The sequence below is a fragment of the Ilumatobacter sp. genome (genome assembly GCF_965215205.1).
Classification (GTDB): Bacteria; Actinomycetota; Acidimicrobiia; order Acidimicrobiales; family Ilumatobacteraceae; genus Ilumatobacter_A.
In genome coordinates this window covers 3,981,547-3,994,170 of record NZ_OZ244049.1, presented here as the reverse complement: position 1 = coordinate 3,994,170, position 12,624 = coordinate 3,981,547, and the positions used below count along the sequence as shown (strand labels likewise).

Sequence of the window (12,624 nt, the reverse complement as noted above, 5' to 3'; positions counted from 1 at the left end):
GTCGCGGACGACTCGCCTCGTTCAGTCGGTGCCCTGGGTCCCGACCTTGAGCTCCTTGAACGGGACGCCCTTGTCGACCGCGGGCTCGCGGGGGAGGCCGAGGACGCGGTCGCCGATGATGTTCCGCTGGATCTCGTCGGTCCCGCCCGCGATCGACGACTGGAAGCTGTTCAGCACGATGCGCTGGCGGTCGGCGCCGGACTCGTCGTCGGGGTCCCAGGCGATCGACGACGGTCCCGCGATCTCGAGGGCGAAGTCGCGCATCCGCCACGCGATCTGGGACCCGAACAGCTTGCCGAGCGACCCGGCGGGACCGGGCGTCTTGCCCGCCTTCTGCTCGGCGCGGTTGCGCATCGCCACCATCGCCTTGCACGTCTCCATCGACCAGATCTCCGCCAGCTGCTGGCGCACGACCGGGTCGGAGAGCTTGCCGGTCTCCTCCGCCGCGCTGCGCAGCAGCTTGAACGTCGGCTGGTTGATCTTGCCGGCGCCGGCCGAGCCGATCGCGACGCGCTCGTACATCAGCATCGCCGTCGCCAGTCGCCACCCGGCGTTGTACTCGCCGAGGAGGTGGTCCTTCGGGATCCGGACGTCGGTGAAGAACACCTCGTTGAAGTGCGACCCGCCGTCGATCTGGTGGATCGGGCGGATCTCGACGCCGGGGGCGTTCATGTCGAGGATGAACATCGACAGGCCGGCGTGCTTGACCTGCTCGGGGTCGGTGCGCGCGACGACGATGCCGTAGTCGGACTTGTGCGCCAACGTCGTCCACACCTTCTGGCCGTTGAGGACCCACTCGTCACCGTCGAGCTCGGCGCGCGACTGCAGGCTGGCGACGTCGGAGCCGGCGCCCGGCTCGGAGAACATCTGGCACCACATCGTCTTGCCCGAGATCGCGTCGGCCATGTAGCGCTCGCGCTGCTCGTCGGAGCCGTACTCGGCGAGCATCGGCAGGCACATCCCGTGGCTGATGACGAACTCGTTGTCCATCATCCGGTAGTCGCCCTTGACCTCGCGCCAGATCTTCTCGTGGGCGAGGGTCAGCCCGCTGCCCCCGAACTCCTCGGCGTACGGGAGCCCGGCGAGGCCGGCGTCGGCGGCCGCGGCGAGGAACGCCTTCTGGTCGTCGAGCGTCGGAGCGCCGCTGCCGGACCTCCCGGCGAACTGCTCCATGAAGTCGACGCACTTCTGGCGGAACTCGGCCGCCTCGGCGTCGCTCAGCCCGTCTCGGGTGGTCGTCGTGTCGGTCATCGGAGACTCCTCGTGGATGTCGGTGTGCGGATGTCGGTGTGCGGATGTCGGTGTGCGGTGGGTGTCGGTGCGGGTGAGGGCGTCGTGGGTGCGGGCGCCGTGGTGGGCCGTTCGCGAGACGTGGTGGGGCGATCTCGGGCGCAGCGAATTGCGACATACTGTATGTCGCCGTACAATCGCTGTCCAGCCGGCGGGCACGACGGGAGCCCGTCCGGCGCCACCTCCCGATGAGCAGCCTCACCAACAACGAGCTCGACGCACCGCCGTGGCTGCGCGTGGAGTCGACGTTGATGGCCACCGCCCGCCTGCTGCGCGACGCGTTCGACGCCCGCCTCGCCGAGCTGGGGCTGAACCTCACCCAGGCGAGCCTGCTCGGCTACGTCGACGAGTTCGGTTCGTCCACGCAGAAGCGGCTCGGAGACCGGCTCGGGATCGGGCGCGCCGCGATCGGCTCGGTCGTCGACCGGCTCGAGCGCCTCGGTCTCGTCGAGCGCCACCCCGATCCGGGCGACCGCCGGGTCTGGCTGGTCGACGTCACCGATGCCGGGCGCGAGATCGCTCGCCGGGTGACCGAGATCGACGAGATCCTGCGCGGCGAGCTCCGCCACGGGATCGGTCGCGAGGAGCGCCAGGCGCTGAGCTGGGTGCTGACCCGGCTGCAGGTCAACCTGACCGCCGCCATCGCACGCACCGATCCCGCCACCGACGCGGTCGACGACCACCCCGCGGTCGCGACCCCCGGCGCTCGCGCCGTCCGACCCACCCCCCATCCCCACATCCCAGGAGAACCCACATGACCGAAGCAGTGATCATCGACGCCGTGCGCACCCCCGGCGGCAAGCGCAACGGGCAGCTGAAGGACCAGCACCCCGCCGCCCTGGCCGCCCACGTCCTCAAGGCGCTCGAGGAGCGCAACGGCCTCGATCCGTCGATGGTCGACGACGTGATCATGGGCTGCGTGATGCAGGTCGGCGAGCAGTCGCTGAACATCGGCCGCAACGCCGTGCTCGCCGCCGGCTGGCCCGAGGAGGTCCCCTCCACCACGGTCGATCGCCAGTGCGGCTCCTCGCAGCAGTCGATGCACTTCGCCGCGCAGGGCGTCATCGCCGGTGCGTACGACGTCGTCGTCGCCGCGGGCGTCGAGGTCATGACGCGCACCCCGATGGGGTCGTCCATCGTGCAGGGGATGGGCTTCCCCTTCCCCCAGGAGCAGCAGGACCGCTACGCCGAGACCGGGCTGCCGCCCCAGGGCATCGGTGCCGACATGATCGCCGACGAGTACGGCCTCACGCGAGAGGACCTCGACGCCCTCGGAGCCCAGAGCCAGCAGCGCGCCGCGGTGGCGCGCGACGAGGGCCGCTTCGAGAACGAGATCGTCCCCGTCGAGGTCGACCTCGACGGCGAGACGGTGACCGTCACGAACGACGAGGGGATCCGCGAGGGCACGACGTCCGAGACGCTCGGCAAGCTGAAGCCCGCCTTCGCCGAAGACGGCAAGATCACCGCCGGCAACTCCTCGCAGATCTCCGACGGTGCGTCGGCCGTGCTGATCATGAGCGCCGAGAAGGCGGCCGAGCTCGGGATGAAGCCCCGCGCCCGGTTCCACTCGTTCGCGCTCGCCGGCACCGATCCCGTGACGATGCTCAAGGGGCCGATCCCGGCGACGAAGAAGATCCTCGACAAGACGGGTCTGTCGATCGACGACATCGACGTCTTCGAGGTGAACGAGGCCTTCGCCTCGGTCGTGCTCGCGTGGCAGAAGGAGACCGGCGCCGACATGAGCAAGGTCAACGTGAACGGCGGCGCGATCGCCCTCGGGCACCCGCTCGGCGCATCGGGCACGAAGCTGATGGCGACCCTGCTGAACGAGCTCGAGCGCACCGGCGGCCGCTACGGCCTGCAGGTCATGTGCGAGGGCGGCGGCATGGCCAACGCCACCATCATCGAGCGCCTCGACTGATCTCGGCGCTCGCGGTGCGACCGGCCCCGCCCGCCCCGTCCCGGGGAGGGCGGGGCCGGTGCGCGTCCGGTGGCCGGAGCGGAGGCGGCTCGGGTCCCGGCGGCACGGGGTTCAGAGCGGTTCGGGACGATCCCCGAACGCCGGCGCTTCCTCACGGGTCTTCTTGAGCTCGTAGAAGCCGTCGATGCCCATCATCGTCACCAGGGCGTCCCACATCGCGAGGCTCTGCTCGGTCGGCGGTGTCTTCGTGATCACCGGTCCGAAGTACCCCGACCGGATGCCGTCGGCGTCCTCGACCGCGATGATCGGGGTGCCGACGTCTTCACCGACGAGGCGGAGCCCCGCGTCCATCGACGCCCGGATGACGCGATCCCACGCGTCGTCGTCGGCGGCCTGCGCGTGCGACGTGTCGAGCCCAACGGCGTCGAGCGCGTCGGCGACGTCGAACTCGGTGTCGCCGTCGTGGTGGATGCGCGACCCCAGCTCCCAGTAGAGCTTGGCGACGTCGTCGTTGCCCTGGTGCTCGTCCTCGGCCGCGGCGCGGACCTGCTCGACGACGCGCAGCATCCGGTGGCTCCTCGTCACCGGGCCGTGGTGGTCGGAGCCCTCCTCGGGCTGGTTCTTGAACAGCAGGCTGATCGGACGCCACGTCACGCGGACGTCACGGTTGGGCAGCACCTCGTCGACGACCCACCGGGCCGTCTGCCAGCAGAAGGGTCAAATCGGGTCGAACCAGAACTCGATGTCGGTCCGCTCGTCGTGATCGCTCATGCAGCCGAGCCTTCCCGCTCGACGGCCCGGCAACCCCTCGCCGGGAGGACCCGGAGGGGCTCAGTCGCGGGCGGCGGAGCGGCGACGGCGGTGGCTGGCGGTGTGGGTGCGGCTGGCGCAGCGGGGGTCGGCGCAGAACCGCTTCGAGCGGTTCCGGGTCGAGTCGTAGAAGAGGTGATCGCACCCGCTCGCGTCGCAGGTGCCGAAGCGGATCGTGCCGTTGTCGCAGATCTCCTGGGCGAGGGCCATCATCACGTCGGCCATCATCTGGTCGTCGAAGCGGGCCGTCGGCGGCGTCCAGTGGATGTGCGGCCCGATGTCGCCGTGGTCGACGATCGACGGGTTGATCGGCAGCTCCGTGAGCTCCTCGGTGACGCGCGACGCCGCGGCGGTGGCCTCGGTCGTCGGCAGATCGGCGAGGAAGGGCGACAGCGCCGCCATGCGCTCGACGACGCGCTGCATCGAGGCCACCGACGCGTCGCCGGCCCGGCTGAAGCCCGCGTCGACGAGCAGCGCACGGACGTCGAGGTCGTCGTCGCCGAGGGCGTTCACGATGTCGACCATCACGTCGAGGGTGATGCGGTGGTCGTCGTGGGCGGCGGAGGTGACGTACACGACACCGACCCTATCGACGGTGCACGTTGCGTCAGGAGCGACCGGGTGTTAGACCCTTACACCCTTGTCAGGACCGAATCAGCCGGACGGTCCTGACACAACATGTGATCGCCGTCCCACGCGATCGCCGAGTCGTCCGAGGAGGCGAAGAACGTGACCGCAGCTCTGGTGTCCACCGCGATCGTGATCGCCAACGTGCTCGGAGCGTCGATGGCGCTCCCGCAGACGCTTCGCCTGGTGCGGACCCGCGACACCCACGGGGTGTCCTCCGCCTGGGCGGGGGTGAGCATCTCGATGAACGGGTGGTGGCTCGCCTACGGGCTCACCAACGACCTGTGGGGCCTGGTGCCGGTGTCGGCCGTGGCCGCCGCGCTGTACGCGATCATCGCGGTCGTGCTCGTGCGCGTCGGCGGGCGAACGGCCCTGCGGTCGCTGTCCGCGGGCGCGGTGGGGATCGGCGTCGTGCCGGCGGCGTTCCTCGCCGTCGGCGGGTGGTCGGTGGCCGGGGTGGCGATCGGGGTCTGCTACGGCCTGCAGCTCGCGCCGGCGGTCGTCGCGACGTGCCGCACCGCAGACCTCGGCGGGGTCGCGCCGGCCACCTGGGTGCTCGCCTGGGCCGAATCGGTGATCTGGCTCGCGTACGGGGTGTTCGTCGTCGACGCCGCACTCGTCGTCGGCGGGGTCAGCGGAGCGCTGATGGCGACCGTCATCCTCGTGCGCCTCGCCGTGACGGGGCACCGTCCGCTCGAGCTCTGTCGCCCCTCGCCGCGCCACGTGTGAACCGGGGCGTGGACCAGCGGGTGGACCGGGCGGGTGCAGGCGCGCAGGCCTCCGCGGGGACCGATTCGAGTGGCATCGGCCTACACTGGACGCGTACACCGGGAGTCATCATGAGGCTCTGCAGATCACAAGGAGCCGACATGGCGACAGGCATCGTGAAGTTCTTCAACGACGAGAAGGGCTTCGGTTTCATCACTCCCGACGAAGGCGGCAACGACGTCTTCGTGCACTACTCCAACATCGTCGGCACGGGCCGCCGTTCGCTCAACAACGATGCGAAGGTCGAGTTCGAGGTCGCTCCGGGCCGCAAGGGTCCCGAAGCCGTCGACGTCAAGGAGATCTGAGCCGGAGAACCGTTCCGTGCCAGCAACTCGAGAGGAGGCGGTTCTGCATGGCATCGAGCCCGCAGAGTTACCAGAAGAGGCAACGTGAGCTCCGCAAGAAGGAGCGCAAGGCCGAGAAGCAGGCGATCCGCCACGGGCGGAGCGCCGCGAAGAAGGAAGACGACGGCGAGGGCCCCGACGAGGACGCCCTGCTCGAGGAGTTCCGGATCCTGAACGAGAAGTTCGCCGCGGGGGAGGTCGAGGAGGGGGACTTCGAGTTCCGCAAGGCCGAGATCTTCCACCAGATGGGTCTGGGCGAGGCGCCCGAGCCGCGCGAGGACACCGAGGAGCCGGTCGAAGCCGGATCCTGATCAGCACCACGTTCGTGGATCGATGCCCCCGGCGCCCCGCCGGGGGCATCGTGCGTTCCGGGGTCGCTCAGGCGCGGCGGGCGGTGACCCAGAACCCGGTCCCGGCGCGGGCGGTCCGCGCGACCCACGGCCCGGGGAGGGCGTCGAGGACGTCGAACGGGGGGAGGTGGATCGGCGTCCGGTCGCCGAGGGTGTTGACCCACACCACCTGGCCGTCGCGCGCGAGCACCCGATCGACCTCGTCGGGGAACAGCAGCACGTTGATCATCAGCACGACGTCGACCGAGCCGTCCGCGATCGGGAGCCGTGAGGCGTCCGCACGCACCCGTGGCGAGATGTCGGGGGCGTTGCGGAGCATCTGCTCGGACAGGTCGAGGCACACGAGCGACCCGGCGTGGTCGGACACGACCCGGGCGCCCGCCCCCGTGCCCGAGCCGATCTCCAGCCACCGGGCCGCAGCGGGGAGCTGCCCCCGCTCGAGCGCGTCGACGACGGCTGCGGCCTCGATCGCGTCCACGTGCTCCTCGCTCCAGCTCGGCGCCAACCCGTCGAACAGGTCGCGGACGCGCTCGGACCGCTCGGCGGTCCACTCCTCACCGAGCGCGACCGCGGGTCAGCCGACGCATCGGGTGGTCGGGGCCGGCGAAGGGCTCGGGGTCGACGACGCTCGGGTGATCGGCAAGCTCCTGGATGCGGTCGTCCATCGTCGAGCTCAGCTCCCCGCTGCCGTGCGGGTGTCGACCGAGCGCGCCGCGCCGCTCGCCGGTCGCGCCGTGGCGGCGAAGGCGATCGCCGCGGCGTGGCCGACGTTGAGCGAGTCCACCGCCGGGTCGATCGGGATGCGCACCCGCCGCGAGGCCCGGCGCATCGTGTCGCGATCGAGTCCCGGACCCTCGGCGCCGAGCACCAGGGCGAGGCGGCCGGGGACGCCCTCGGCCGTGATCGACCACACGTCGACGGCGTCGGGGGCCGGCGTCATCGCCCACGACTCGAACCCGGCGGCGTGCAGCACGTCGAGGTCGTCGGGCCACGTGGCGGCGCGCGCCACCGGGAGGTGGAGCACCTCGCCCATGCTCACGCGAACGGTCCGGCGTGAGTACGGGTCGGTGCAGCGTGGATCGAGCACGACGGCATCGACGCCCAGGGCTCGAGCCGAGCGCGCGATGACGCCGACGTTCTCGGCGTCGTTGAGCCCGACGAGCACGGCGACCCGTCGTGCGGCCGAGGCGGCGACCTCGGCGACGTCGAGCACCCGTCGCCGCTCGGCGGACGCGACGACGCCGCGGTGGAGGTCGAAGCCGACCGCCGAGCCCAGCGCGCCGCGCTCCATCACGTAGACGGGGACGTCGTCGAGCTCGATCGACGGGTTGCGGCGCAGCAGCCGCTCGACGCGCGACGGCGTCACCAGCACCGACCGCAACCGGTGCCCCGAGTCGATCACCCGGTCGATCGAGACGTAGCCCTCGGCGATGAAGAACTCGTCACCCTCCCGGTCGCGACGTGCCGCCTGGTCGTCGAGCAGGCAGTAGTCGTCGAGGCGGTCGTCGTCGGGATCGTCGATCGCGACGATCATCGGGTCACGACAGATCGGTGATCGTCGAGCGCAGCACGTCGATCCCGTGGTCGAGGTCCTCCTCGACGATGTCGAGCATCGGCGCGAGGCGGATGACGTTGCCGTACAACCCGCCCTTGCCGACCAGCAGCCCGCCCGCCTTGCACCCCTCGAGGACGGCCGCGGTGCGGTCCCTGTCCGGCTCGAGGGTGCCCGGGTGGCAGATCTCGAACGCCCACATCAACCCCCGCCCGCGCATCTCGGCGATCCACGGGGTGTCCGCCACGACGGGGGTGAGCGCCTCGGCGAAGCGGGCCCCCATCGCCTTCGCGTTCGCCTGCAGGTCGTTGTCGAGCACGTAGCCCAGCGTCGCCGCACCGGCTGCGGCCGACAGCGGGTTGCCGCCGAAGGTGGAGAAGTTGAGCACGTCGATCGTGTCCATGATCTCGGCGCGCGCTACGCACCCGGCGAGGGTGATGCCGTTGCCGACGCCCTTGGCGAAGGTGAGGATGTCGGGGACGATCCCGTGCGCCTGGTAGCCCCAGAAGTGGTCGCCCGTCCGCCCCCACCCGGTCTGCACCTCGTCGGAGACGAACAGGATGCCGCGGTTGTCGAGCTCCTTCTTCAGCGCGCCGAAGAACCCGTCGGGCGGCACGGTGAACCCGCCGACGCCCTGGATCGGCTCGGCGATCAGGCACGCGACGTCGCCGGCCGACGTCATGTCGAGGAGCTGGACGAGGTCGCGGGCGCACGCGTCCGTGAACCCCTCGTCGTCGAGGTCGGCGAAGGGGGAGCGCAGCTTGTAGCCGCCCTGGACGAAGCCGACCTGCAGGCCCGACAGCGAGGTCGACGACCACGACGCGTGCGAGGTGATCGCCTGCGCGGTGAACGACCGGCCGTGGTAGCTGTTGCGCATCGCGAGCACCTGGTTCGACCTGCGGTAGCTCGTCGCGAGGAGCAGCGCGGTGTCGTTGGCCTCGGTCCCCGACGTGGTGAAGAAGACCCGTGCGTCGGGGATCCCCGAGAGCTCGGCGATCTGCTCGGCGAGGTCGAGCATCGGCGCCGAGAGGTAGAGCGTCGACGTGTGCAGGGTCTTGCCGGCCTGCTCGCGGATCGCCTCGGTCACGGCCGGGTTGGCGTGGCCCACCATCGTGGTCAGCACGCCGCCGAAGAAGTCGAGGTAGCGCTCGCCCTCGGTGTCGAACACCCAGCTCCCCTCCCCGCGCTCGATCGAGATCGGCTCGTCGAAGTACGGCGACAGGAACGACGGGAGCACCCGCCGGTACTTCTCGAGCAGTTCGGCGCTGGAGGTCATCACGCGACGATACGTCACCGTGCCGATGCGCCGGCGACGTCGATCCGTCGATGTCGTCGCCGAGGGCCCGGACGCCGTCGCCGCCCCACGGTACGGTCCGGGCGATGGGCGACGGGAGCACGAACGAGCCGGCGGATCCGCCCGTGGGAGCGGCGCCGGGCCCGGCAGCGCCAGGCCCGGCGACCCGGGTCGGCGAGGCGGCGGCACCCGTGCGGATCGACGTCGACGCCGAGGTGGCGCGGATCGCGTCGACCGTGCCCGGCGACGCGCCCCTGGGGTCGGTCGAGGTGGACGGTCACGGCGGCATCGCGTCCGCGTACGACGTCAGCGGTCTGCTCGTCTCCGCGGCGGCCCACCTGGCCGTGGCGGCCGACGACCTCGCCCGGGTGCGCGGGATCTCGACGCCGCCGCGCCGCCTCGATGCCGACCACGTCCGCTCCTACGCGACCAGCCACGTCGAGGTCGACGGTCGCCCGATCCCGGCGTGGGCCGATCTGTCGGGCGTCTACGAGGCGCGCGACGGTCGGCACCTGCAGCTCCACTGCAACTTCGAGCACCACGCGGCCGGGATCGTGCGGCTCCTCGGCTGCGAGCCGGACCGCGAGTCGCTGGCCGGCGCGGTCGGGCGCCACGACGCGCACGAGCTGGAGGCTCGGTCGATCGCGGAGGGGATGATCGCGGCCGTCGTGCGCACCACCGCCGAGTGGGACGATCACCCCCACGCCGCGGCCACCCGCGACCTCCCCCTCGTGTCGGTCGAACGGATCGGTGACGCGGCACCCCTCGACGATCGTGAGCACGAGCCGCTCGACGCCCCCGGCCCGCTCGACGCGCTGTCGGGGCTGCGCGTCCTCGACTGCTCGCGCGTCATCGCCGGCCCGGTGGCGGGCCAGTTGCTGGCGGCGCTCGGCGCCGACGTGCTGCGCGTGGGGGCCGACCACCTGCCCAGCGTCGACGTCGGCGTGCTCTCGACCGGCTCCGGCAAGCGGAGCACCTCGATCGACCTGCGCACGGTCGACGGGCGATCCGCGATGGGCGACCTGCTCGGCGGAGCCGACGTGTGGATCGACGCCTACCGGCCCGGAGCGCTCGCCGGCCACGGGTTCACCCCCGAAGGGGCGGCGAGGGGGCGTCCGGGGATCGTCATCGTCCAGATCAGCGCCTTCGACGTGGTGGGTCCGTGGGCCGGCCGACGCGGCTTCGACTCGATCGTCCAGTCCACGACCGGGATCCGTCTCGCGGGTGGTGAGCACGCTCGGGACGCGGACGGAGCCGCGACGGGTTCGGGTCCGCTCGGGCTGCCGGTCCAGGCCCTCGACCACGCGACCGGGACGCTCGCGGCGGGCGTCGCCGCTCAGCTCCTCGCGCACCAGCGTCGAGCCGGTGGCTCGTGGCTCGCCCGGCTGTCGCTGCTGCGCACGCGCGACGAGCTGGTGCGCCGGGGTGCCCCCCGTCCGTACGTGCCGAGCGGCGTGGAGGTGGATCGGCGCGTGACGACCACCTGCGCGAGCGAGTTCGGCGAGGTGACGACGGTCGATCCGTTCGTGGGCGCGTGGCGATCCGCTCCCCGCCGGCTGGGCACGTCGCCACCGCGGTGGGCCCGATGACCGACGGGGGGCGGGTGCTGTGCATCGGCGACCTCGTGGCGGACGTGACGGTCACCTCCCGCGGGCCGATCGTCGCGGGGTCGGACACGCCGGGGGTGGTCGAGCTGTCGTGCGGGGGGTCGGCGGCGAACGTCGCGGTGTGGGTCGCCACCTGCGGCGGCACCGCCCGCTTCGTCGGCGTCGTGGGCGACGATCGCCTCGGTGAGCACCTCGTCGGCGAGATCGGCGACCACGGTGTGCACCTCGACGTCCTGCGCCGCCGGGGCGCGCGCACCCGAGCGATCGCGGCGCTCGTCACCGCGCCGGACCGCGAGCCGGACCGCCCTGGCGCCGATGATGGGGCCGGCGCCGGCGCCTCTGGAGAGGCGGCCGCCGCCGGCGAGGCAGGGGATCGCTCGATGGTGTCGGCGATCGACGCCGCGACGGACCTGCGCGTCGCGGAGGTGTCGGAGGACTGGTTCGACGGCGTCGACCGGCTCCACCTCACGGCCTACACGTGGTTCCGCGCCGACGGCCCGGCGCTGTGGGATCGGCTCACCTCGATCGCTCGTGAGCGGTCGATCCCGTGGTCGGTCGACCCGTCCTCGGCCGAGATGATCCGCCGGACGGGTCGCGTCGAGGAGCTGGCGGCGGCGATGTCGGGAGCGGACGTGGTGTTCGCGAACCGCGACGAGGCGGCGGTGCTCACCGGCGCGCTCGACCCGGCGATCGCCGCCGGTCGACTGGCCCGGGGCGAGACGACGGGCGTCGTGACCGTCGGCGCCGCCGGGGTGCACGTCGCTCCTGCCGGCTCCGCGGCGTTCCACCTGCCGGCCGGCCCCGCCGAGGTGGTCAACACCCTCGGGTGCGGCGACGCGTTCGCCGCCGGGTTCCTCACCGCTCGATCGCGCGGAGCGTGCGTGCGCGCGAGCGCCCGGCTCGCGATCGAGACGGCGGCGCGCGCCGCCGAGCTGGCATCGGCCGTCCCGACCCCTCCCGGGCGCGGGCGGCCCCACGCCGGCTGAGGTCGCCGTCTCGTCGACGGTCCGTCCGGCGACCGGACGGGTCGGAGGGGGTACGGTCCGCGGATGGACTACGTGCGTCTCGGTCGGAGCGGTCTGCAGGTGTCGGAGCTGTGCCTGGGGTGCATGAGCTTCGGGTCGTCGTCGTGGCGGTCGTGGGTGCTCGACGCGGACGACGCGGAGCCGTTCTTCCGACGGGCGCTCGACGCCGGGATCAACTTCTTCGACACCGCGGACATCTACTCGATGGGCGCGAGCGAGGAGGTGACGGGCAGGCTGCTGCGCGAGCACGGCGACCGCGACGAGCTCGTCATCGCGACGAAGGTCCACCTGCCGATGGGTGACGGACCCAACATGGGCGGGCTGTCGCGCAAGCACATCGAGCAGGCCTGCGAGGCGAGCCTGCGACGGCTCGGCGTCGACGTGATCGACCTCTACCAGATCCACCGGCTCGACGCCGAGACCCCGCCCGAGGAGATCCTGGCCGCGCTCGACTCGCTGGTGCAGAAGGGCAAGGTGCGCTACCTCGGCGCCAGCTCGATGTACGCGTGGGAGTTCGCGACGCTGCTGTCGACGAGCGAGCGCGAGGGGTGGGCGAGGATGGTGTCGATGCAGGACCACTACAACCTGCTCGCACGCGAGTCCGAGGTCGAGATGCACCCGCTGTGCGCCTACGAGGGGATCGGCGTGATCCCGTGGTCACCGCTCGCGCGCGGCCACCTCGCCGGCACCCGCAAGGGCGTCGGTGACGAGTCGAACGAGACGACGCGGGGCCGGACCGACGGGCTGGATCGCCGCCTGTACACCGACGACAGCGACACCGCGATCATCGACGCCGTGCGCGCCGTGGCCGACCGGCACGGGCGCCCGATGGCGCAGATCGCGCTCGCCTGGGTCGCGGCGAGCGAGGTCGTCACCGCCCCGATCGTCGGGGTCACGAAGCTGGAGCAGCTCGACGACGCGATCGCCGCGACGGAGATCGAGCTCACCGACGACGACCGCTCGGAGCTGGAGGCGCCCTACGTGCCCCGCCGCTCCACCGAGCTCGGTCGCCCCTCGCTGCGCTGAGCGCGCCGGG

General features: G+C 72.0%; 13 protein-coding genes and 1 pseudogene. 8 read left to right on the top strand and 6 right to left on the bottom strand.

All coding sequences use genetic code 11. From position 1 onward, the window contains the following. Positions 1 to 21: 21 nt before the first annotated feature. Complete coding sequence (locus ACOOHC_RS18780; protein ID WP_420451891.1) at positions 22 to 1,251, bottom strand: acyl-CoA dehydrogenase family protein; 1,230 nt, start codon at positions 1,249 to 1,251, stop codon at positions 22 to 24. A 227-nt stretch (positions 1,252 to 1,478) separates the two neighbouring features. Between ACOOHC_RS18780 and ACOOHC_RS18775 the strand changes: the two genes are divergently transcribed. After that, entirely contained in the window at positions 1,479 to 2,048 is a 570-nt protein-coding gene (locus ACOOHC_RS18775; RefSeq protein ID WP_420451890.1) for a MarR family winged helix-turn-helix transcriptional regulator, read from the top strand. Next, positions 2,045 to 3,211 carry a thiolase family protein gene (locus ACOOHC_RS18770; RefSeq protein WP_420451889.1) on the top strand — a complete coding sequence of 389 codons (1,167 nt, stop codon included), beginning with the start codon at positions 2,045 to 2,047 and terminating at the stop codon, positions 3,209 to 3,211. Before ACOOHC_RS18775 ends, ACOOHC_RS18770 begins: the two co-directional genes overlap by 4 nt. Before the next feature lie 111 nt (positions 3,212 to 3,322). On the opposite strand, the pseudogene ACOOHC_RS18765 reads toward ACOOHC_RS18770, so the two are convergent. Both ACOOHC_RS18765 and ACOOHC_RS18760 read right to left on the bottom strand, forming a co-directional pair. After that, positions 3,323 to 3,916, bottom strand: a pseudogene (locus tag ACOOHC_RS18765) (disulfide bond formation protein DsbA); the annotation flags it as partial. Between the two features lie 126 nt (positions 3,917 to 4,042). Continuing rightward, positions 4,043 to 4,597, bottom strand: coding sequence for a CGNR zinc finger domain-containing protein (locus ACOOHC_RS18760; RefSeq protein ID WP_420451888.1), 555 nt, complete (start codon positions 4,595 to 4,597; stop codon positions 4,043 to 4,045). A gap of 153 nt (positions 4,598 to 4,750) precedes the next feature. Between ACOOHC_RS18760 and ACOOHC_RS18755 the strand changes: the two genes are divergently transcribed. From ACOOHC_RS18755 to ACOOHC_RS18745, 3 genes are all read left to right on the top strand, one after another. Continuing rightward, positions 4,751 to 5,377 carry a hypothetical protein gene (locus tag ACOOHC_RS18755; RefSeq protein WP_420451887.1) on the top strand — a complete coding sequence of 209 codons (627 nt, stop codon included), beginning with the start codon at positions 4,751 to 4,753 and terminating at the stop codon, positions 5,375 to 5,377. 140 nt (positions 5,378 to 5,517) lie between these two features. Continuing rightward, positions 5,518 to 5,721 (top strand): cold-shock protein, encoded by a 204-nt coding sequence (locus ACOOHC_RS18750; RefSeq protein ID WP_420451886.1) that lies wholly within the window; start codon positions 5,518 to 5,520, stop codon positions 5,719 to 5,721. A gap of 47 nt (positions 5,722 to 5,768) precedes the next feature. Then, entirely contained in the window at positions 5,769 to 6,071 is a 303-nt protein-coding gene (locus ACOOHC_RS18745; protein ID WP_420451885.1) for a hypothetical protein, read from the top strand. A 67-nt stretch (positions 6,072 to 6,138) separates the two neighbouring features. On the opposite strand, the gene ACOOHC_RS18740 is transcribed toward ACOOHC_RS18745, so the two are convergent. From ACOOHC_RS18740 to ACOOHC_RS18730, 3 genes are all read right to left on the bottom strand, one after another. Further along, positions 6,139 to 6,588, bottom strand: coding sequence for a class I SAM-dependent methyltransferase (locus tag ACOOHC_RS18740; protein WP_420451884.1), 450 nt, complete (start codon positions 6,586 to 6,588; stop codon positions 6,139 to 6,141). A 195-nt stretch (positions 6,589 to 6,783) separates the two neighbouring features. Next, complete coding sequence (locus ACOOHC_RS18735) at positions 6,784 to 7,644, bottom strand: TrmH family RNA methyltransferase (protein ID WP_420451883.1); 861 nt, start codon at positions 7,642 to 7,644, stop codon at positions 6,784 to 6,786. A gap of 4 nt (positions 7,645 to 7,648) precedes the next feature. Further along, positions 7,649 to 8,938 carry an aspartate aminotransferase family protein gene (locus ACOOHC_RS18730; RefSeq protein ID WP_420451882.1) on the bottom strand — a complete coding sequence of 430 codons (1,290 nt, stop codon included), beginning with the start codon at positions 8,936 to 8,938 and terminating at the stop codon, positions 7,649 to 7,651. A gap of 104 nt (positions 8,939 to 9,042) precedes the next feature. Here ACOOHC_RS18730 and ACOOHC_RS18725 point away from each other — a divergent pair, with 104 nt between their 5' ends. The 3 genes from ACOOHC_RS18725 (at position 9,043) to ACOOHC_RS18715 (ending at position 12,614) form a co-directional block, all read left to right on the top strand. After that, positions 9,043 to 10,545, top strand: coding sequence for a CoA transferase (locus ACOOHC_RS18725; RefSeq protein ID WP_420451881.1), 1,503 nt, complete (start codon positions 9,043 to 9,045; stop codon positions 10,543 to 10,545). Next, entirely contained in the window at positions 10,542 to 11,549 is a 1,008-nt protein-coding gene (locus ACOOHC_RS18720) for a carbohydrate kinase family protein (RefSeq protein WP_420451880.1), read from the top strand. The genes ACOOHC_RS18725 and ACOOHC_RS18720 overlap by 4 nt, the downstream gene beginning before the upstream one ends. Positions 11,550 to 11,612: 63 nt before the next feature. After that, positions 11,613 to 12,614, top strand: coding sequence for an aldo/keto reductase (locus ACOOHC_RS18715; protein WP_420451879.1), 1,002 nt, complete (start codon positions 11,613 to 11,615; stop codon positions 12,612 to 12,614). Positions 12,615 to 12,624: the final 10 nt, after the last annotated feature.